The sequence below is a fragment of the Pseudomonas sp. KD5 genome, assembly GCF_012932895.1.
Taxonomy (GTDB): domain Bacteria; phylum Pseudomonadota; class Gammaproteobacteria; order Pseudomonadales; family Pseudomonadaceae; genus Aquipseudomonas.
In genome coordinates this window covers 128,227-148,717 of sequence record NZ_JDWJ01000005.1, presented here as the reverse complement: position 1 = coordinate 148,717, position 20,491 = coordinate 128,227, and the positions used below count along the sequence as shown (strand labels likewise).

The following is a 20,491-nucleotide window of genomic DNA, read 5'->3' as shown; positions in this document are numbered from 1 at the left end:
GGTTGACCTATATCCGCGAAATAGGACCAAAGCAAAAGTGAACCGTTTGTTTGGTGGTGGGCCGGTGCATATCGTGGCGGCTCAAATCACCGATTGAGCGCAGTTATCGCCCATGCCCCGTTCCCTTGTTTCGTTCTGGAAACGTGTCGCCACCAGCGGCACCACCGCTGATGGTCGCGAGATCCTTCCCCAGGAACTGCGTGATATCGCTGAGACCTACAGCCCAACCAAATACACGGCGGTGATCTGGTGTGAACACGAACGCTGGCCCGGTTCCTACGGGACCGTCTTCGCGGTACGCCTGGTGGAAGAAGCGGACGATCTGGAACCGGGCCAAGTCGGTTTGGAAGCCCAGCTCAAGCCTAATGACAAGTTGCTCTGCCTCAATGACCAGGGCGAGAAGCTGTTCACCAGCATCGAAATTACACCCAACTTCGCGAACAGCGGCAAAGCCTACCTGTCCGGCCTTGCCGTGACCGATTCGCCGGCCAGCCTGGGCACCCAGGAACTCTACTTTTCCCGCAAAACCGGCGAGCCCGTGCATTACGCCGCGTCTGTACCTCTTGGCGTGCTGGGTGATGAGGAGCCCAAGGGCGAGATTGGCATGTTGACCAACATGCTGACCCGCCTGTTTAAGCGCTTCGCTGTTGACGAAACCCCCACCGAAACGACCCAGACCACCCCCACCGAGAGCAAACCCCCAATGGATGAAGCTACAGCCAAGGCGTTGAAGGCCTTGATCGAACAACTCGGCCTCGTCGTCACCGGCCTCGCCGCTGTGATCGAACCGGCGACTGTTGAAGTCACCGACCCGGCGACCACTGAAGTCGATGACGTGAAAGAAGCCGTCGACGCCATCGTGACGGAAGCCGAAACGGATCGCGAGTTCGCCAAGAAAGGCGGCGACAGCAAGCGTCTCGATCGCATCGAAGCGCTGCTGGAAAAAGCCTTCAATACCACCACCGGTCAGCCTCTGCCGAAAACCACCGGTTCCACCGAAATCAAAAAGCGGGTGCTGTGACATGAGCCAGCAATCTTTGAGCAATCGTGCTCTGAAGCAATACACCTCGCTGCGTGAAGCGATCGCCGAAACCTACGGTGTCGACGTGACTCGCCAGTTCAACGTCGAGCCGAGCATTGCCCAGGAACTGAACGACAAGATCACCGAGCGGGCGGATTTCCTCGAACGTATCAACGTAGTGCCGGTGACTGAGATCAAGGGCGAGAAGGTCATGTTCGGTGTGAATGGTCCAGTGACCAGCCGCACCAACACCAAGACCACCGACCGCGAAGCGAAAGACGTTTCTGACCTGAACGGCCTGGGCTACGAGCTGTTCCACACTGAGTCGGACGTTGGCCTGCCGTTTGCCAAGATCGACAGCTGGGCGAAGTTCCCGGACTTTGCCGATCGCTACTCGGCGGCAGTGCAGAAGCAAATCGCTCTGGATCGCATCATGATTGGCTGGCACGGCTTGACCGCAGCCCCCCAGACCAATCTGACCACCAACCCGATGCTGCAGGACGTGAACAAGGGCTGGCTGCAAATCGCTCGCGAGCAGATCCCTGAGCAGGTTCTTGAGGAAGGCGCGACCGCAGGAAAAATCACCCTCGGCGCTGGTGGCGACTACGAAAACCTCGACGCCCTGGTGCACGACGTCAAGCAGATGATCGACTCCGTGTTCCGTGACGGCGGTGACCTGATTGCCATCGTTGGCAGTGATCTGTTGGCGAGCGACAAGGCCAAGCTGTATTCGAATCAGGCTGGCAAACCGACTGAGAAAGAACGCATTGAAAGCGCGCAGGTCATTGCGACCTACGGCGGTCTGCCGACCTTCACCGTACCGCACTTCCCGGTCAACGCCGTTGTTGTCACCAGCTGGGACAACCTGTCGATTTACTTCCAGGACAGCAGCTGGCGCCGTCACTTGATCGAGAACCCGAAACGTTCCCGTGTTGAGGATTACAACGGTCGCAACGAAGGCTACGTGATCGAGCAGCTGGAGAAGTTCGCGGCCGCTGAAAAAGTGGAGCTGATCTGATGAGCCTGGCACTGGCGCACAAACGCCGCATTCAGGCCGACGGTCCAGCAGCTGCCCGCGCCGGTGCCGAAGCGATGGCCTATTCATCCGCCACTGCGCTGTCCAGTCCAGCCAACGGCAAGAAACACCTGAAGCTGATGGAAGACGCATTGGCGCAGGACCTGGAGCGCATCAGCGCGATCAATAGCCGCGAACTGCGTCAGCAACTCAAGCGTGACGAGCTGCTGCCCAAGTACCTGGACTATGTGCAGCGCTACCGCGATTCCGGATTGAGTTTCCCGAACTCGGTAGTGATGCAGGTCCTGGTCTGGCTATTCGACACCGCGCAGTTCGAAGCCGGCCTGGACCTGGCGAACTTCGCGATGGGGCAAAACCAGCAGCTGCCTGAGCGTTTCAAACGTGATGTGCCGACCTTTGTCGCGGATGAGGTGATCGACTGGGCTGAGGCTGAGTACAAGGCCAAGCGTAGCCCCGAACCTTACCTCTCCGACCTGCTGCCCTTGGTGGATGGTGAATGGAAGCTCTTCGAGCGCATCCCGGCTCGCTATCACAAGCAGCTGGGGATTCTGGCCTTGGATCAGCGCGACTTTGCGAAAGCCATCACTCACTTCGAACGTGCGGAAGCGCTGTACGAAGGCATTGGTGTCGGCACGCGCCTAGAAGGTGCTCGCAAGGCTCTGACAAAAGAACTGGCTAACAAAGCCCCCGAATAACCGACTACCCCCCCGGCGAGAAACTGTGGATGTGAGCCAACCATTTATGGCCTGACCCACTGAAACAGTTTTCCCGCCCCTATTCGAGTGCCCAGCAATGAGCTTTTCCGGGAAACCCACCACCTTTGTGGAACAGGCGATCGAGAACGACGGCTTCTGGCCGAACCTCTCCTTGGCTGAGTTCCAGAAGGGTTACCGCCTGCCGGCGGAGTACCTGGTAGAGATGCTGGTCACAGACTTGACCACTGCGATGATCGAGGTCAACGGCGACCTGGCCAAGCGCAAAAGCCAGTGGCAGAACGCCGGAGTTACGGTCGTGGAATCTGCCGACCCTATGGTGCTACCTGAGCGCACATTTCACGCCGCGACGTACAAGCGTGCTGTTTACTGCCGTGCCAAAGCCAGCTTGCTGACCCAGTTCGCCACGGTGAACCGCCGCGAAAGTGCGGAGAACACCGGCAAAGAGCTGCCCGAGCGTGGTGAAACCTTCCTCGAGTTTAGCCAGCAGGCGGTCCGCTCGCTGCAGGGCCGTGGCCGCATTACGGCGGTGCTGCTGTGATCAAACTTCGCGCCCTCACCACGTACCTGATCGAGCGGCAGTTGGTGCTGCCGGAACAGCTCGACAGCTGGACCGACCAGGTGAACCTGGAGCTGATCTGGAAACCCGACCTCGACGGCCTGCGCATGGGTGACATGCGTTACAGCGCCACGATCGCGCTGGAGCGTTTTGCCGATCACCCGGGGCGTCTGATGGCCCTGGTGGGTAGCTGGCTTGAAACCAATGACCAGGAGCGCGACCGCGACGAACTGCCGGCGCCGAAGTTCGACATCACCATGCTCGACAACGACCTGGCCGACGTGGACATCACCCTCGAGTTCAACGAGCCGCAATACCTGGCCGAAGATCCCGCCGGCGAGATCGAGGCCTTCGGCAAGACCTGGGCATTTGTCCCGTTTGACTTGTGGATTGCCGAGCACGGCGAGGTGGGCACCCGTGGCGCGTAGCACCTTCGAGCTCGATGCCCGGGGCTACCTGGGCGTGCGTGAGCAGCTGGCGTTGCTCAGCCTGCCGCCGCAGCTGCGCCGGCGTCTGCTGAACAACGTCACCAAGCGCGTGCGGACGATGAGCCGCAAGCGGGCACGGGACCAGCAGAACCTGGACGGCTCGCCTTTCGAGGCGCGCAAGGGGCCGGCCAAAGGCAAGAAGAAGATGGAAGCCGGCCTGGCCAAGCTGATGATCGTCACCCGTGTGAGCGCTGACGAAGCCGAACTGGGGTGGCGTAACGCGCTGACCAGCTGGGTCGCCGCACAGCAACACAACGGCGTCAGCGAGCGTCGCACCGCCGCCCAAATGCGCAAGTGGAACACTGTTCCCGTGGGCCTGGCTGCCACGGAAAAGCAGGCCAAGCGCCTGCGTCGTCTGGGCTTCAAGGTTCGCCAGAAAGGCAAAAAATCTTTGTCCCGGCCGTCAGTGGCCTGGATTCAGGAGCATGTGAATTACTCCAAGGCGGGGCTGCTGATCCGAATCTTGGGCGATGAAAAAGCCGAGAGCAGCGGCGCGCAGAGCTGGGAAATCCCCTTGCCCAAGCGCCAGTTCATCGGCGTCAGCACCGAACGAGACACCGGCTTGCTGCTGAACCAGGTGCTCCAACAAATCCTTAATTCACCCCGCTAGCGAGGCACTGCATGGCACTCGGCAAAGTCAGCGTAAACAATCTCAATCTGGGCCAGGGTGCCGTGACTGAGATCGAGCGCTATTTCCTTTTCATCGGCCCCGGCGCGAAGAGCATCGGCCAGTTGATCCCTCTGAATAACGATAGCGATCTGGACAGCGCGCTGGGCATTCCAGCCAGTGACCTGAAAACCCAGATCACTGCCGCCCGACTGAATGGTGGCGATCGCTGGGCCTGTCTGGCGGCGCCGATCGCGGCGGACGGTGAGTGGTCCGAAGCGTTGGAAAACGCCCAGCAGCAGGGCTTTTCGGTCGAGGCGGTGGTGATCACCAAACCGGTGACCACTGCCGCACAACTGTCGGCCATGCATGACGCGGCGATCTCGCTGAACAACGTCTACGGCCGCCGTGCATTCGTCATGGCGGCGAGTGCCGGCATCACCGTGCTGCAGACCTGGGATCAATACCTGCTCGAGCAGCGGGCCATCACTGCCGATCTGGCCGCGCCGCGTGTCCTGGTCGTGCCTCAGCTGCACGGCAATGACCTGGGCGTGCTGGCCGGTCGCCTGGCGAATGCTGCCGTGAGCATTGCCGACAGCCCCATGCGTGTGGCTTCCGGTGCGGTGCTGGGCTTGGGCGCGGTTCCGGCTGACGTCGAAGGCGTACCGCTGCCATCGGCGATCCGTGCCGAGCTGGATAAGGCGCGTTTCTCCGTGTCGCAGACCTACCCGGATTACCCGGGCGTGTTCTGGGGCGACGGCAACATGCTCGATGCACCGGCAAGCGACTTTCAGGTGGTGGAGTACTTGCGCCTGGCTGACAAAGCCGCGCGCCAGGTGCGCCCGCTACTGATCCGCCGCGTCGCCGATCGCCGACTTAACAACACCCCCAACAGTATGGTCGCCGCGATCAGCGCGCTGATGAAACCACTGCGCCAGATGGCCAAGTCCGCCACGTTCGCCGGCCAGGTCTTCCCTGGTGAGATCGAGGCGCCCAAGGACGGCGACATCGTCCTGGTGTGGCTCAGCAAAACCAAGGTCGAGCTCTACATCAAGATCCGGCCCCTCAACTGCCCGAAAGACCTGATGGCCAACATCGCCCTCGATCTTTCCAACGACGATTCGGAGTAACCCCCTATGTCACGTATTGGCGGCAAGAACTTCGACGTGAACCTGGGCGATCTGCTGGTCCACGTTGAAAACTGCACCCTCGACATCACTGACAACACGGCCGTGGCGCAGAGCGGCGGCGTCCCCAATGGTCACGTTGACGGTGACGTCTCGGCCAGCGGGGAAATGGAATTCGACACCAGCAACTTCAACCTGCTGATTGAAGCCGCACGCACTGCCGGCAGTTTTCGCGAACTTGAACCTTTCGACTCCGTGTTCTTCGCCAAGGCCGGCGAAGAGGAACTGCGTGTTGAGGCCTTCGGCTGCAAATTGAAGGTCTCCAGCCTGCTGAACATCGATCCGCAAGGCGGTGAAAAGTCCAAACACAGAGTGCCGTTTGACGTCACCAGCCCGGACTTCATTCGCATTAACGGCGTGCCGTACCTGGCTGCTGCCGAGATCGAGGGCCTGCGCTGATGGGGGATTGGCTCGACAACGCCAAAGCGATCGAGGAGCTGGAGCGTGAGCGTTCAATCGCTGCCCAACTCGCCCAGCCGCGCCCAACGGGACCGAGCCGAACCCACTGTGCGACTTGCGAGGACGAGATCCCTGCTGCGCGCCAGGCGCTTGGCGGGATCACACGCTGTACGCCATGCCAGACCACATTCGAGAAAGGAACCCGCCGATGACAAACAGTCTGCGGCAGAAAATCGCTGCACCACTTTCGGCGCATGGCCGGTTGACCGCCGTAGAGGGTGAGATCGCCATGATTGCCTACCGTCTGGGCCAGCTGGAGACCCGGCATGAATTGGTCCCCACACGCGTCACCAAGCTGGAACAGCAGTTCGAACACATGTCTGGTCAGCTGTCGGAGCTCAATGTCGGCCAGCAGAAGCTGACCGTTGTTGTGTCCGCCATCGGCAGCAAGATCACCTGGGCATTGGCGATTGCCAGCACCTTGTGGGCGATCCTTCAGATGTTCGGTCCGACGCTGTTGCGGGTATTGCTGCCATGAGCCTGCGCGGCAAGATCACCGCCGGCGCGATCGCCCTGTGCAGTTCTGGGCTGCTGGCGTTCCTGGGCACCTGGGAAGGCAATGGCCAGAACGTCGTCTATGCCGACAAGCTGGCCCGGGGACTGCCGACTGTTTGCAAAGGCATCACCCGTCATACCAGCCCTTATCCGGTCGTGATCGGAGACTACTGGTCAGACGCTCGCTGTAACCAGGTGGAGCAATTGGTGATCGAGAAAGGTCAGCTGCAGTTGGCTGACTGCATCACCAATCAGCAAGTGGGGCAGAACACCTTCGACGCGCTGAGTAGTCATGCGCATAACTTTGGCGTGCCGAGTACGTGCGCCAGTCGAGCAGTCGGCCTGGTCAATGCCGGACGTATCGCTGACGGCTGCAAAGCGATCGCCTGGGCCCCGGATGGCAAAACACCGGTGTGGGCATTCGTTACCGATGCCCAGGGGCGCAAACAGTTCGTTCGCGGACTGCATGCACGGCGTGTGGCAGAAGCGGAGCTGTGCGCGAAATGATCATTACCCCGTTGCGCCTTTTTCTCGCGGTGGCTTTGACCGGATTGATTCCACTGTTTTGGTTCATCCAAGTCGTCCAAGACCGCGACACCGCCCGTAGTGAACGCGATTTCGCCCAGTTCGAAGTCAGTGGCCTGCGCGAAGCGGCCCGAATCAGCGGCGAAATGTTGGCCGCACGCGAAGAGATCGATCTTCAACGTACCCAGGAGCTGAGCGATGCGCTCAATCAAAACGATGGCTTGCGCCGCGATGTTAACGACGGTCGTAAGCGGTTGCGCCTCGCCGCCAGCTGCAGCACCGCAAAGCCCACCCAAGCCAGCGCCGGCGGCGTGGCTGATGCAGGAACCGCCGAACTCACAGCAGACGCTCGATCGGATTATTTCACCCTCAGAGATCAACTCGCCCTCAGTCGGCAAATGATCCTGGGGCTGCAGGACCACGTGCGCCGGATCTGCCTGCGCTGACCATCACCCTTAAATCTGAATGGAACAACACGATGATCGATAAACGCGAAATCACCCTGGAAGTCGGCGACAAGGAATTCACCTTCTCCATGACCCCGCAAGACGTGACCAAGTACTTCAACGCCATGACCGCCAACAACAAGGTCGCGCCGTCCCACAACCTGCTGAGCAACACCGTGGCAGCCGATCAGCGCACCGATCTGCGCTCGCTGATGGCCAACCCGGTGATGACGATGCAGATCGCCGGAGCCCTGCTCGAGGAGTACGCGCCGGACGTTGAAATCATCGTAAAAAAGCCCTCGAGCACGCTGAGCGCCTGAGCGAGGACGGACTAGGTCAACTGATGGCCTTGTCCAGTCGCTGGCTTCCTGGTCAAGAGCCCACACCCGAGGTGATGGGCACGGCCAGGTGGCTGGAGGACGAACACTGGAAACGCATGGAAATCGCCGTGGCTAACGGCATCGTCCATGCACTGAACGGATAAATACACATGGCTGACCGCGCTGCCCGCCTGGCCTTCATCTTGAGCCTAACCGACAAGGTCACCGCGCCCCTGGGCAAGGTGAAAATGGGATTTTCCGATCTTGCCGAGCAGAGCGAAAAAAACATCAAGACGATGGGCTTGGGGTTGGGTGGCATGGTCGGCGCTGGCGTGGCGATCACCCAGTCTTTGGCGCCTGCCCTGGAGATGAATCGCGCCCTGGGCGAGGTCAGGTCGCTGGGCGTGGCTGAAGACGCCCTGACCGCGCTCAATCAAAAGGCATTGGCGTTCTCCGTCGACTACGCCGCCAACGCTCGGGACTTTGTGGCGTCAGCGGCCACGATCGACGGCGCTATCAAAGGATTGACCGCCAGCCAGCTGACCTCAATCACCAACACCAGCAACGTGCTGGCCAAGGCGACCAAGGCCGATACGGAAACCACCAGCGCCTATGTGGGCACCATGTACAACCTGTTTAAGGGCCAGGCTGACGCCTTCGGCAAAACCGAGTGGGTCGAGCGACTGGGCGGGCAAACCGCACTGGCGGTGAAGCTGTTCCGCACCGACGGCGCGCAGTTGAAGGACGCCTTCAAGGAAGTGGGCTCGATCGCCACCACGGCCGGCGTGGACCTGGCCGAGCAGTTCGCAGTGATCGGCTCGCTCAGCAGCACCATGGAAGGCGGGGACGCCGGCGGGATCTACAAATCATTCTTCGAGAACATCGGCAGCGCCTCGGAAAAGCTGGGGATGACGTTTGTCGACCAGAACGGCAAGTTGCTGCCGATGCTCGACATCCTCGGCAAGTTGGAGGGCAAGTTTGGTGATCTGAACAGCGCGTCGGCCGGTACTAAGCTGATTGAGGCCTTCGGCGGCGAGGGCGCTCGCGTGATCACGGCATTGGCCAAGGACACCGATCGGCTGCGTATTGGCCTGGATCAGTTGGGCAAAGTCCGAGGCCTGGAGAATGCCGAGCAGATGGCGAAGGCCATGGTGGATCCATGGGCGCAATGGGCGTCCCTGGTGGAAAGCATGCGCGCCTTGTTTGGTCAGGTGCTGATTCCTGTGTTGGCTCCGTTCATGGAAAAAATGGTGGCGATCGGCAAGGCGCTGATGCGCTGGGTCACCCTCTTTCCCAATATCACTCGCGTGATCGGCATTACCACACTGACCATCCTCGGCATCATTGCCGGCATGTCCCTGCTGACGCTGGCGGTTGGCATGTCAAAGATGGTGTGGCTGGGGATGCTGACCGTCTGGAAGCTCCTGACCTGGACCGGCTACCGCAGTATCGCGATGTTCCTGTTTCACACCGTCATGACCATCGCTTTCGTGGCCGGCCTGGTGCTGCTGTACAGCTGGATGGGCCTGGTCAAGGTCGGGATGCTCGCTTGGCAAGCCGCCATCTGGCTGGTGAATAGCGCGCTGCTGGCCAACCCGATTGCTTTAATCATTGTCGGTGTCGTGGCTTTGGTCGCGGCGGTGGTCGCTGCCGTCTACTATTGGGACGAATGGACCACGGCGCTGCTCAACAGTGACGCCTTCAAATGGGTCAGTGATCAGTTCAAGACCCTGTCCGACTGGTTCAACTCTATGGGCGGCTGGTCGGCCATGGCCAAGGGCGCCTGGGACAGCATCGTCAGCGTCTTCTACAAGGCGATTAACAGCCTGATCGAGATGATCAACAGCATCCCGGGCGTGAACATCGAGGCACGATTTGGCGGCATGCCCGAAGTGCCTGGTGTCGACGCGGCGGTGAACGCGGCCAGCACTGCCAGCGCCGCGCAGAAAGCCCAGCAGACCATCAATGCGGTAATCCCGAGCCTTTCCCCGTCGAGGGCATCGTCTGTGCCCCCGGGCGGCCTGCTGACCAGCATTCAAAACACCAGCAATCAGAACAAGGGAATGCGTGTGGAGAAGGTCGAGATCCACACCGCCAAGCCAATGACCCCGTTGGAGCTGGAAAACATGGTCGCGATGGGAGTCGGCGGATGAGTCTCTATATCGATCTGCTGATCACCAATAACGACCTGACCCTGGACCCATCGAACCAGCCGCTGTTGGTGGACGATCGGGCCAGCATCGCTCAGGACATCGGTCACATGATCCGCGAAAGCGGCCTCCTGGTAACGCTGGTCGCTGAGCGCGATCGCTTCCGTCAAGCCGACTGCATCCAGCAGCTGGAACTGTTGGTGGAGGCTGACGTACGCCTGGTACCGGGCACCGTCCGGATCCTGGAAGAAGGGAAGGGCAAGTACCTGGTCACGGCCAAAACCGTTGAATTCGGATCTGTCGAGGTAGTGCTGTGAGTGACGTAGATTTCAAACAGGCGTTGAGTGACGCCGGCATTCCGACCACCGAGGCCAAGTTGCGCGCCGCCTGGGAACTTGAAGTCGTTGCCCAGGGCAGCAAGTTGAGCAACACCAGCGCCTGGTCGCCATTCTGGCGAGTGATCACCGCGTTGGTGACCAAACCGGTCATGTGGCTGATCGATTTTATCGCCGGCACCGTGTTGCCAAACTTCTTCGTAAAAACCGCCATCGGCGCCTGGCTGGACATGCTGGCCTGGGCGGTCAACGTCACGCGCAAGCCAGCGACCAAGGCCGAAGGGTTATTGCTGTTCACACGCAGCGCGCTGGCCGGCCTCCTGGAAATTCCGGCCGGTACCCGCGTGCAGTCGATTGCGATCAACGGCAACGTGTACGAGCTGGTGACGGTGGCAGCGGCCAGTTTTGCCGATGGCGAATCCCAGATCCGGGTGTTGGCCCGAGCGAAGCAGGCCGGCAGTGGCTTCAATCTCGCACCAGGTTACTTTTCGATTTTGCCGGAGCCCGTGCCAGGGGTGGTCCAGGTGGTGAACGCTGACGGTTGGCTGAGCCAACCCGGCGCCGACACTGAGCCCGACGACGAGCTGCGCCTGCGCGTGCGTAATCAGTTCTCAGCGGTCAACCAGTGGCACACCGACGCGGTGTATCGCGCCATGATTGCCGCGTTCCCGGGTGTGCAGCCCGATGGCGTTTATTTTGAGCATAACGCGCCCCGGGGGCCCGGCAGCGCCAACGCCTTCGTGCTGTTCGAGGCCGATTCGCCGGCGGACACCTTCCTGGCTGAAATCAACAGCTACATCCGCGACCAAGGCAACCATGGCCACGGCGACGACCTGCTGGTGCTGGAAATGCCCGCCACGCTGCATGACGTACGTTTGACGGTCTGGCCCAAGGCCGAAGTCGGTGCCGAGCGCTGGCCAGCGTTGAAAGCTGACATCGAGTTGTACATCCGTGCCGCGTTTCGCGAGAGCACGGCCAGCGACTACCAGCCGACGCTGACTCACCCCCAATCCCGTTTTTCCTTCAGCCGGTTGGGCGAGGAACTGCACCAGCAGTTCCCGGGCATCGACTCGCTGCACTTCGACAACGCCGACATCATTTCCGAGCTGACCATCCCGCGCCTGTCCGGGGTTGAGGTGGGGCTGAATGCTTAAGTTGAGCCTACCTTTCTGGCTTGACGGGCCGGAGCTGGCCAAGCTCAAAGCGGCCGCGCAAGCCTGGTGGGCCAAGGTCGAAAACTGGCTGCACTGGCCGTTGCAGCAAATGGACGCCGAGACCTGCCACCTGAGCGTGCTCGATCTGTTGGCCTGGCAGCGTGACATTCAGCGCTTTCACGGCGAGCCCGAAAGGCTGTACCGCCTGCGGGTGAAGTACGCGTTTATCAACGCCGTGGACGCGGGCAGCACCGCCGGTATGGCCCGCATTTTCGAACGCTTGGGCGTGGGATATGTGGAGATCCAGGAGCGCCTGCCAGGTCTCGATTGGGACGTGGTTCTGCTGCACCTGTCCGATACGCAGTTGAGCGAAAACCCAGTGCTGCTGCGTGTCCTGATGCAGCAATACGGCCGCACTTGCCGGCGTTACGACTTCGTCACGATTACCCCGGTGAAACTGAACATCGGCGTGGCCGACTTCAACGATGACCAACAGACCCTGATCGCCACGTTGGATGACAGCGCAAGCCGCCTGGTCGTGATCAACGAGCTCGCAATTCTCACCTTTCTGAACGATTCATTTTAGGAGCCCCCATGGGAGCTAGCATTACCCTTGCCGGCGAAAGTCTTATTGCCCAAAAGCAAGGCGCTGGGGAGAAGCTTGATATTGCTCGCTTCGTTCTTGCCCTTGTTCCTGGCCTTGACCCCAATGCCCCTGTAGATCGAGCGGCCGGCAAACCGCCGGCGAACCAGATCGTCTTCACCAAGGCCTACGACCGCAAAGGTTACGTCAGCCCGAACCAGGTGATCTACAGCCTGATGGTGGGCTCCGATGTTGGCGATTGGGACTTCAACTGGATTGGCCTGGAAGCCGCCGAAGGTGTGCTGCTGGCCGTTGCGACGGTTCCGGTCCAGCAGAAGCGTAAGAACATTCCGCCACTGCAGATCGGAAACAATGTCACCCGCAACTTCCTGGTGGAGTTCAACGGTGCCCAGGCGCTGACGGGCATCACGGTCGACGCCAGCACCTGGCAGCACGACTTCACGATGCGCCTGAACGGCATCGATCGGCGCGAGCGCATGAGCAATCGCGACGTGTTTGGCCGTGCTTGCTATCTGGCCGACAGCCTGCAGTTGGAACGCAGTTTCGGGCTGTACCAGATCAAGGCGGGGATTGCCTACGTGGAAGGGATCCGCGTGGAACTGGCCGAGCCTGTCCAGGTGCAGTTGCCGGCGCTACCGGTCAAAGCCTGGCTGGACGTCGCACTGGCCCGCGAAGGCAGTGACGCGGTCGCTGTCTGGAAGGTGGTATTCGGCGCCGTGAAGACGGATTACGTCGACAGCAACGGCACAGCCCATTACCTGGTGGAACTGGCCAGAGTAGACACATCGGAAACCATCACTGATCTACGCCAAAGCGAGCCAATCACCGGCGCCCTGGTGAAGCAGTTCGCACTGCGCAACGGCGACTACGAGAATCTGCGCGCCCGTGCTACCACCAAAGAGGACGTCGACCTGGGCGAGTTGCCCAATGCCAAAAGCGACGATCCGGGTTCCGACAGCAGCGAAATCCTAGCGACCACCAAGGCACTCAACGCAATGCGCAAGATCATTGCTGACTCCGAGGTCGGCCGTATCGGTACGTTTGCGATGGCCACGCCACCACCTGGCTGGTTGAGGGCCAACGGCGCGGCGGTGTCGCGCACGGTGTATGCCGCGTTGTTTGCCAAGATCGGCACCACTTACGGTTCAGGTGACGGCGTCAACACCTTCAACTTGCCTGACCCACGCGGCAAGTTCATCCGTGTCCTTGACGATGGCCGGGGCATCGATGTCGGCCGGGTGCTGGGCAGTTCTCAGGCGGATGAAACTCGCAGTCACAACCACGGCGGCAACGCGGCAGGTGCTGGTGGACACACGCATGGTGCCTGGAGCGACACGCAGGGCGCGCACACCCACAACGTCCACTACGGCGACCTAACCCCGGACGGTGCGGACTATGGCACTCCGGGAGAACCACGAAACCCACTGAACGGGAGTGACAACCCCGCCTTTGCAACCGCCACCACGTCAGCAGGTGCGCACGCTCACAACATCTCCATTGGAACAGTGGGCGATCACACGCACGCCATCACCGTCGGCTATTCCGGGGGCGCTGAAACGCGCCCGCAGAACATCGCTTTCCTTGCCTGCATTAAGTACTGAGACCCGTTATGGACACCAAAGTCGTCTATCAAACCGATCACCTGGGCATCTTTACCGGCAAAGCCGTGGCTGATCGCTCGCCGCTGGAACCGGATGTCTGGTTGATCCCAGGCGGGTGCGTTGAAGTCGCGCCGCCAGCGGTACCGGAAAAAAAGGCGGCGCTTTGGGATGGGCGGCGCTGGCAGTTGGTTGACTCCTATCGTGGGTTGACGGCCTACAACACCGAGACCCGCGAACCCCTGGTAATCGAGCGTGCAGGTTCGCTGCCGACGGGGTACACGCTGGAAGTGCCAGGCCCGGGCCAGATCTGGGGCAATGGCCATTGGATCGACGACATCCCAGCGGTGATCGAGCTGCGCTACGTCGCCCAGTTAGCGGCGGTCAATTCGGCATGTCTGCAGGAGATCACTGGCGGGTTTTGGTCGGCGGTATTGGGCGATCGCTTTTTCTACGAAACCCAGCTTCAGGATCAATTGAATCTGACCGGCATGATTTTGCGCGGCATCGGCGGCGATTACGCCTGTCAGGATCAATCTGGGTTGAAAGCCTTCCGGGATCACACCGCCGAGCAGTTGCGCCAGATCGGTGACGAGTTCACTGAATTCAAAATGCAGCGGCTGCGCAAAGCCAACGACCTCAAGCAAGCCTTGGCACTGGCGCGATCGACTTCGGACCTGGACGCCCTCAACGCAGTGGCATGGGAGTCCGCATCGGTATGACTTGGGCACCCATTACCATGCGTTGGCCGGAACAGTCGACACAGTGGCTTCAGGACCTCGAGGCGGCAAAGGATCTGGCGAGCAGCGAGCTGACCAGCACCGGGCAACGCCTGGAAGGTCTGGCCGACCTGGCCACCACGTCACCCGGTCCGGTCGGTGCTGCAGCCGAAGCCGCCGTGGCCGCTGGCCGCGCAGGGCTGACCGATGCCTTGGGTGAGGTACCGGCCTGCCTGGTGGTGACGCCATTTCAAAGTGGTGTGGGGCAGGGGCGCGGATACCAGCGCTACCTGTCTGCGCCCAACCTGTTGCAGCAGCTGGGCGAGAAGCTGGAGGACACCGGCGACGACGGGCGTCCGGCTGGTCCGCAATACGCCCTGGCAGTGATGTTCCTGGGGACGCGCTACGACAAGTTCGCCGCGACCTTGGCCCGATTCAATGCCGTGTTGCCCATGCCAGACCTGCAGCGCGCCGAACGCCGAGCGAAAAACCTGTTCGCGCTGGATGCTGAAAAGTGGGAACTGCCAACCGCCGGCACACTGCCGCGCTGGGGCGCACTGCCTCTGGAGCGTTGCGCCGTGACCAAGGCCGCCACGCAAGCCCTGAACAGTCAGCTGTCGGCATTGGAAAGCTACGCGGACAGTTCGCCGATGGCCGATCTGGCGCAATTGGCTGCCCGCAAAGCCAGCCAGGCCCAGGGACAGGCCCAGAAGCTGGCCGACCTCAAGTCGCAGTTCGCCGGCGGTACTGCAGACGACACCATGCGCGCGCGCCTGATCGGCCCGGGTAATGCCGCCGAGTTGCGTCGCCAGCTGCTGCAGGGCGAAGCACCAGGTCACGAGTGGGGGTTGTCCGCCGGATTGCTCCTGGTCGGATCGCTGAAAGGCTTGGGCTTTGTTCGGGAACTGGTGGGCCTATGACTTTATTGCTCGATGGCGAACAGGTGCGCGGAAAAAACCTCAAGGTCACCGCCAACCTGCGAATCGAAAGCGACGACCTGTCCGGACAGACCAGCAACACCGATTCGGCCCACAAAGGGTTTAAGCCCAAGACGCTGGCGGTCACCTTGCAGATCCCATTCGTCGATAACACGTATTTACGCAACCTGATGCGCCTGGCAGAAGCGACCGGCACCGGTGGCCAACTCAAAACCTACCGAGTCGTAAACGACACCGCATCCGCGTTTGGCGTGCGCCAGGTGCAGTTTTCCGACGGCGTCAGTGCCCGGGAAGACGATTCTCTTCGGGCCTGGCTTGTTCAATTCACGCTGTCGGAAAAACTCTCTAACCCTGAGCGGGTCGAGACGCGCCGGGTCGGTAAGGGCGTAACCCAGCAAGGTGCGTCGGGGCAGTCCGTGACTGCACCAGGTGCAAGCGAAACCGGCGCACCAGGTGAGGAACTGACCGGCTTCGAAGCCACCCTGAAAAAACTGGATAACTACCTGGGCGGTGGGTCATGAGCATGAAACTACACAAGGTGCTGACCATTGGCGGTGTGATGTATCCCTTGGTCAGCGATGACGTTCGCCTTGAACTGCGAACCCCAGGCCGAGCAACGCTGACCATCCAGGCAGCGGCACCGGTGAAGGGGTTAGTCACCCTTGATATCGGCTACAACGACAGCCCGCTGCAGCGCCACTTCATCGGCTACGTCGAGCGCTGCACGTCGTCCAACGCGATCGAGCAGGTGCTGTTCTGTCGCGAGCTGGCCGCGATCCTGGCCAACCCATTGCCGCTCAATCTGCGCCATGCGGATCTGAGTACAGTGCTGGCCGAGATCAGCCAGAAAACCGGGCTGAGCTTTCGCGTACCTGACAAGGCTTACGCCAAGGTCAAAACCCCGTTCTTTTACAACCTCGCCGCCGGATACCAGGCCATGGACAGCTTGCCCCGGGTGTTCGGGATTCCCGATTTCATGTGGCAGCAGCAGGGGGACGGCGAAGTGTTTGTGGGCAGTTGGGCAGACGGTTTCTTCGGTTCCCGATCGCCGCTGCAGCTGCCCGCCGAGCTGTTCAATGGCTACCAGAACAATCAGAGCGCGATGATCGCGGCCCTCCCCGGGTTGCGACCAGGAGCATCCATCAACCAAGGCGAGCGGATCACCAACGTGACGCTCACCGGCAATCAAATGGCGATCCGATGGAAGACGCAATCTGCCGCAGCGTAGAGCGGCAATTTCCCGAACTCACCGGTGGTTATCACCTGCCGCGCTTTGCTCGTGTGGTGGGGGTGGCCGATGCCCCGGCCGGCGCCGGGATCTGCGACGACTTCCGTCCACGCTTCGCGGTGGACCTGGAACTGTTGGGTGAGGATGACGAGCCGGATCCGCAGTTGCCGGTTCTGGCCGGCGTGCCGCTGCCCATGCCCATGGGGGGCGATGAGATGGGCTTTTTCGCCTTCCCCGAAGAAGGAACCCGGGTGGTCGTGTCCTTCGCCTACGGTCTGCCGAGCAAGCCTTTTATCCAGGCGATTCTGCCGCATGGACTCAGCCTGCCGAAGGTGCCGAAAGGTGACCAGGTGTGGCAGCACAGCGAAGCGACCCAGCAACGCGCCGATGCGGACGGCAACTGGCTGCGCCAGACCGACGGCCGGATCCTGGACAAGTCGATCGAGCGGGAGGTTGAGAGCCTGACCAACGCTGAGCGCCACCAGAGCAGCAAGGTGGAAGTGGACGACCATTCGAGCGAGTCGGTCGGAGGCATCAAGACGATCGAGGCGATCGGCGCGCTCAAGTTGTTGTCGGGCGGATCCGCCAGCCTGGCCGCACTGGATGACCTGCACCTGGCCAGCGGGCGGGACCTCAACCAGGTCGTGGCCCAGAAACTCAACCTTACCGTGGGGGGCGATCTGCTCGAGCGGATCGAAGGCGCCCGTCGCAGCATCGCACCCAAGACCTGGTTGGGATCAGCAGACGTGAACGTGCTGCAGGTGCTGTGCGATTTGATTGACCTGGTCACGCAGATGAATACCGAGATCGCGACCCATATGCACGGATCCAGCCCCGTCCCCAGCAACGCCGCGAACTTCACCACCAACGCCGGTACCGGCCAAACGCTTGCTGGGCAGCTTAAGCCCATCACCGGAGCCTAATTTGGAACTCAAGAATTTCTTTCCCCAGGATGATCAAGGAAACGCTCTCGTCGGAGCGACTTGCTACCTGTATTTGCGCGGTACCGAAAGCAAAGCCAACGGATTACTCAAGGCCAATGGTGAGATCCTTTCTAACCCGTTCATAGCCGAAGAGAACCTGGTGCAATTTGCGGCGCCCAATGGTTTGTACGACTTGCGGGTAATCAAGGACGCCCGGGATTACCGTATCCGCGTGCAGTTCAATGATGTGTCCGAATCACTCCAAGCAGCCGAGTCCGCCGCGAATCGTGCCGAAGTGGCCCGGGACGCCACACAACTGGTGGCCGGCGTCAAAAATGACATCGCACACGGATTAGCGACGACGGTCAGTGGCCAAACCTTCACGGTCGCGTCTGCAGCTGGCAGCCAGTTTTTGATCGTGTACAAGAATGTCGCCGGCGAAGCCGTTGAACAAAGCGGGTATCCCAGCACGAGCAGCCTGCAGGCAATCGCCCGCTCGACCTACCCGCTGGCATCGAAACGCTTCCATCGGAATGCTTTCCGGGCGCCGTGGGTCCATATGATCCATGGCAAAAAAGTGCATGCGATTCGCCCCGATGGCGTTCACGAAATGAACGGCCTGACGTTGACGAAATCCGAGTCGTCCAGGCACACCGGGTTTTCCGGGCAGACGCTCTTTTATGCCCGTGATCCGGCCGGCACGCCGCACCAGGTGTTGTCGGCAGATCCTCAAGGACGTTTGACGTTCATTCCGTCGCCCAAGCTCAAAGCGCTCCTGGGAGTGGGGGCCAATCCGATCTATCCGATTTCGGATGTCCGCGGTGCCTATGCCGTCAGCAATATTCGCAAGACCGACACCCACAACATTGCCGCAGTCCAGGACAAAGGCGGGCAGATCTACGACGCGCTGCAACGTCGAAACGGCATTCATGACACGTTGGTTGTCAGCCGTGCAGTTCCCATCGAACTGATGCCCGGGGCTGGTCAATCGAATCAGGGAGGCGCGGGCACGGGCGCTGCAGCGGGTGCAAAGCTCACCAGCGCGCAATGGCCCCATAGCGTTCTCTCGCTGAACGGTCGTTTTCAGATGCAAGGAAGCAACGGGCTGGTCGACGGCGCCACGCTGACCGATCTGGTCCCCCTGTACGACCCGGCGACGCCTTTGGGTCAGTACCCCATCACCATGCAAGCGTTTGCCTGGGCCAGACAGCAATGCCGCGAAGGCATCGCCCAGCCAGGCGTAATCGGTTACACGGCATGGCAGGGGGACACCCCCGCCAGCGGTTTCCTGCCAGGGACCAATAACTGGACCAACCTCATGACGTTCACGGAGAAATCCGTGCTGTGTGCCGCCCTGTATCAACGGACTACCGAGTGCCACTACATCACCCGTGTACAGGGTGAGGCCGGAGCGAACTGGGCAGCGGACTACGCCACTTGGGCAGACGCGGTTAAACCAGCAATAAAGGCACGTACCGGCCAGCTCTTTGATCCGAAAATTGCCCTTTGGCAGATCGCGGGAGTCGCGCCGGATAACGGCGTGGCCAATCCGCAGCTGGATGCCGCGAACAACCGCGCCGATACGGAACTGGTAGGCACGTTGTATCCGTACCCCGTGAGCGATGTTCAGCATTTGACCGCTGAAGGCCGAATGATGATGGGTGATGTTTACAGCGATTTTCGGTTGCAGCTCCAGCGTGGAAGAACCTGGACACCGTTGCAAATGCAAAGCGTCTCTCGGGTGGGAGCAGTGGTCACCATCACGCTGGCCTTGCCGCCAGGGACTTTCGAGGTAGTGAAAAAAACCGATTGGCCGCCTCAAGTTGCACAGGATGGGTTTGTGTACCGAGACAGCAACGGTGACACCCCGATCAGCAATATCGCCTACAGCGCGAACACCATTGTCCTGACGCTGGCCTCTGTACCTACCGGAAACCTTGCGGCTGTCCGCTACGGCATGGACGTAGGTTCAGGTGTCGCTGGCTGGTATCAACTGGGCGGCAACGTGTGCGCGGTGTCACGGACCCGCAGCACCTATTACGAACAGGGCTTTAACGTCCCTGAATTTATTCGCCATTACCTGGCCCGTCATTCACGCCTCGTAGCGTAAGGAACAATCAACATGCCTGCAGGAATCGAACTCCCTTGGTCCATTGAACCCGCCGGTCAAGAACCGATGCTGGTAGAGCTTATTAAAGGTGCACCTGGCTTCGCCGGGTGGATCCAGGCGGACGCGGATTACGCCACGTTTGCCGGTGGCAAAGTCTTGTCGTTAGGCGGACCGAGTGCCATGGCGGTCATGCAGTCGATCGCGGCCAACCAGGCCGCCCTGGTGGATAACGCGGTACCGGGTGGTTATTCCGCATTGGCCTTCACGCCGGCGGCGACGACACGTTATCCACTGTCCACCGGGGTGCTCGACACCACTAAGCCGTTCTCGCTCCTGGTGTTGATCAAGCCTGCTTTACCAGGGGGCTCTACGCAGATTTGTCTGGGACGTTTTACCAGCTCAACTGTTCGAGCGGCATTGTCGACCCCAGCGAATGCGGTGGCGAAGATGAACTTCCTCTATGGTGCGGCGACTATCGAGTTTCCAATTGCCTTTGGACAATGGAACGCGGTGTGGATCGTTTGGGACGGCGCAAAGCTCAAAGCCCGATCAAATGGCGTGCGTGCTACAGACGTGACAGCTGCAGCAGACACGGCAACGTCCCCGTTCGTTATAGGTGGCCCGGCCAGTGGTGTTTTGTTTTGGGAAGGTCAATTTTCAGAGTTGATCATGTTCAATGTGGATATGTTTTCGTCGGACCATCAAAGTGGTTTTGAAGACGTTAATGCGTATATGGCTAACGTGTACGGGTTGGCTGCGTAAATTGCGGTTTGCTACATAAGTATAAGCCCGGGTGTTCGGGCTTATACTTGTCTGTCACCAGGTAGAAGTTGGCCTAGAAAGTGTGTCAGCGCGTCCTTGGATTCTGCTCTTGTT

The 20,491-nt window shown here is 60.6% G+C and carries 26 protein-coding genes; all 26 read left to right on the top strand.

Annotation, left to right across the window (positions count from 1 at the left end):
* Positions 1-112: 112 nt before the first annotated feature.
* The 26 genes from AF70_RS12835 (at position 113) to AF70_RS12710 (ending at position 20,377) form a co-directional block, all read left to right on the top strand.
* Entirely contained in the window at positions 113-1,021 is a 909-nt protein-coding gene (locus AF70_RS12835; protein WP_028939302.1) for a GPO family capsid scaffolding protein, read from the top strand.
* 1 nt (position 1,022) lies between these two features.
* Positions 1,023-2,039: a phage major capsid protein, P2 family gene (locus AF70_RS12830; protein ID WP_032830951.1), complete on the top strand. Its 1,017-nt coding sequence runs from the start codon at positions 1,023-1,025 to the stop codon at positions 2,037-2,039.
* Positions 2,039-2,752: a phage terminase small subunit gene (gene gpM / locus AF70_RS12825; protein ID WP_028939304.1), complete on the top strand. Its 714-nt coding sequence runs from the start codon at positions 2,039-2,041 to the stop codon at positions 2,750-2,752. The genes AF70_RS12830 and gpM overlap by 1 nt, the downstream gene beginning before the upstream one ends.
* 97 nt (positions 2,753-2,849) lie before the next feature.
* Positions 2,850-3,311: a head completion/stabilization protein gene (locus AF70_RS12820; RefSeq protein WP_028939305.1), complete on the top strand. Its 462-nt coding sequence runs from the start codon at positions 2,850-2,852 to the stop codon at positions 3,309-3,311.
* A complete protein-coding gene (locus tag AF70_RS12815; RefSeq protein ID WP_028939306.1) occupies positions 3,308-3,757 on the top strand; it encodes a phage tail protein in 450 nt (149 codons plus the stop codon). Before AF70_RS12820 ends, AF70_RS12815 begins: the two co-directional genes overlap by 4 nt.
* Complete coding sequence (locus AF70_RS12810) at positions 3,747-4,427, top strand: virion morphogenesis protein (RefSeq protein ID WP_028939307.1); 681 nt, start codon at positions 3,747-3,749, stop codon at positions 4,425-4,427. Before AF70_RS12815 ends, AF70_RS12810 begins: the two co-directional genes overlap by 11 nt.
* An 11-nt stretch (positions 4,428-4,438) precedes the next feature.
* A complete protein-coding gene (locus AF70_RS12805; RefSeq protein ID WP_028939308.1) occupies positions 4,439-5,554 on the top strand; it encodes a DUF2586 domain-containing protein in 1,116 nt (371 codons plus the stop codon).
* Between the two features lie 6 nt (positions 5,555-5,560).
* On the top strand, positions 5,561-6,010 hold the full coding sequence (locus tag AF70_RS12800) for a DUF2597 family protein (protein ID WP_028939309.1): 450 nt from the start codon (positions 5,561-5,563) through the stop codon (positions 6,008-6,010).
* Positions 6,010-6,222, top strand: a complete 213-nt coding sequence (locus AF70_RS12795; protein WP_028939310.1) for a TraR/DksA C4-type zinc finger protein — start codon at positions 6,010-6,012, stop codon at positions 6,220-6,222. Before AF70_RS12800 ends, AF70_RS12795 begins: the two co-directional genes overlap by 1 nt.
* The gene (locus AF70_RS12790; RefSeq protein WP_231508961.1) at positions 6,219-6,548 is read left to right on the top strand and encodes a hypothetical protein; all 330 of its coding nucleotides are present in this window, start codon (positions 6,219-6,221) and stop codon (positions 6,546-6,548) included. The genes AF70_RS12795 and AF70_RS12790 overlap by 4 nt, the downstream gene beginning before the upstream one ends.
* The gene (locus tag AF70_RS12785; protein ID WP_028939312.1) at positions 6,545-7,072 is read left to right on the top strand and encodes a lysozyme; all 528 of its coding nucleotides are present in this window, start codon (positions 6,545-6,547) and stop codon (positions 7,070-7,072) included. The genes AF70_RS12790 and AF70_RS12785 overlap by 4 nt, the downstream gene beginning before the upstream one ends.
* The gene (locus AF70_RS12780; protein WP_028939313.1) at positions 7,069-7,536 is read left to right on the top strand and encodes a lysis system i-spanin subunit Rz; all 468 of its coding nucleotides are present in this window, start codon (positions 7,069-7,071) and stop codon (positions 7,534-7,536) included. Before AF70_RS12785 ends, AF70_RS12780 begins: the two co-directional genes overlap by 4 nt.
* 32 nt (positions 7,537-7,568) lie before the next feature.
* On the top strand, positions 7,569-7,856 hold the full coding sequence (locus AF70_RS12775; protein ID WP_028939314.1) for a putative phage tail assembly chaperone: 288 nt from the start codon (positions 7,569-7,571) through the stop codon (positions 7,854-7,856).
* Positions 7,857-7,879: 23 nt separating this feature from the next.
* A complete protein-coding gene (locus tag AF70_RS12770; RefSeq protein ID WP_032830952.1) occupies positions 7,880-8,020 on the top strand; it encodes a hypothetical protein in 141 nt (46 codons plus the stop codon).
* A 6-nt stretch (positions 8,021-8,026) separates the two neighbouring features.
* Positions 8,027-10,009, top strand: coding sequence for a phage tail tape measure protein (locus tag AF70_RS12765; RefSeq protein WP_028939315.1), 1,983 nt, complete (start codon positions 8,027-8,029; stop codon positions 10,007-10,009).
* On the top strand, positions 10,006-10,323 hold the full coding sequence (locus AF70_RS12760) for a DUF2590 family protein (protein ID WP_028939316.1): 318 nt from the start codon (positions 10,006-10,008) through the stop codon (positions 10,321-10,323). The genes AF70_RS12765 and AF70_RS12760 overlap by 4 nt, the downstream gene beginning before the upstream one ends.
* Positions 10,320-11,495, top strand: a complete 1,176-nt coding sequence (locus AF70_RS12755; protein ID WP_028939317.1) for a baseplate J/gp47 family protein — start codon at positions 10,320-10,322, stop codon at positions 11,493-11,495. Before AF70_RS12760 ends, AF70_RS12755 begins: the two co-directional genes overlap by 4 nt.
* Positions 11,488-12,081, top strand: coding sequence for a phage tail protein (locus tag AF70_RS12750; RefSeq protein WP_028939318.1), 594 nt, complete (start codon positions 11,488-11,490; stop codon positions 12,079-12,081). Before AF70_RS12755 ends, AF70_RS12750 begins: the two co-directional genes overlap by 8 nt.
* 8 nt (positions 12,082-12,089) lie before the next feature.
* Positions 12,090-13,700, top strand: coding sequence for a phage tail protein (locus AF70_RS12745; protein ID WP_028939319.1), 1,611 nt, complete (start codon positions 12,090-12,092; stop codon positions 13,698-13,700).
* A gap of 8 nt (positions 13,701-13,708) precedes the next feature.
* Positions 13,709-14,419, top strand: a complete 711-nt coding sequence (locus tag AF70_RS12740) for a hypothetical protein (protein WP_028939320.1) — start codon at positions 13,709-13,711, stop codon at positions 14,417-14,419.
* Positions 14,416-15,336 (top strand): hypothetical protein, encoded by a 921-nt coding sequence (locus AF70_RS12735; RefSeq protein ID WP_028939321.1) that lies wholly within the window; start codon positions 14,416-14,418, stop codon positions 15,334-15,336. The genes AF70_RS12740 and AF70_RS12735 overlap by 4 nt, the downstream gene beginning before the upstream one ends.
* On the top strand, positions 15,333-15,875 hold the full coding sequence (locus tag AF70_RS12730) for a hypothetical protein (RefSeq protein WP_028939322.1): 543 nt from the start codon (positions 15,333-15,335) through the stop codon (positions 15,873-15,875). The genes AF70_RS12735 and AF70_RS12730 overlap by 4 nt, the downstream gene beginning before the upstream one ends.
* Positions 15,872-16,582: a hypothetical protein gene (locus AF70_RS12725; protein ID WP_028939323.1), complete on the top strand. Its 711-nt coding sequence runs from the start codon at positions 15,872-15,874 to the stop codon at positions 16,580-16,582. The genes AF70_RS12730 and AF70_RS12725 overlap by 4 nt, the downstream gene beginning before the upstream one ends.
* On the top strand, positions 16,555-17,505 hold the full coding sequence (locus tag AF70_RS12720; RefSeq protein ID WP_028939324.1) for a hypothetical protein: 951 nt from the start codon (positions 16,555-16,557) through the stop codon (positions 17,503-17,505). Before AF70_RS12725 ends, AF70_RS12720 begins: the two co-directional genes overlap by 28 nt.
* 1 nt (position 17,506) lies before the next feature.
* The gene (locus AF70_RS12715; RefSeq protein ID WP_028939325.1) at positions 17,507-19,615 is read left to right on the top strand and encodes a hypothetical protein; all 2,109 of its coding nucleotides are present in this window, start codon (positions 17,507-17,509) and stop codon (positions 19,613-19,615) included.
* A gap of 12 nt (positions 19,616-19,627) precedes the next feature.
* Positions 19,628-20,377 carry a LamG-like jellyroll fold domain-containing protein gene (locus tag AF70_RS12710; RefSeq protein ID WP_028939326.1) on the top strand — a complete coding sequence of 250 codons (750 nt, stop codon included), beginning with the start codon at positions 19,628-19,630 and terminating at the stop codon, positions 20,375-20,377.
* Positions 20,378-20,491: the final 114 nt, after the last annotated feature.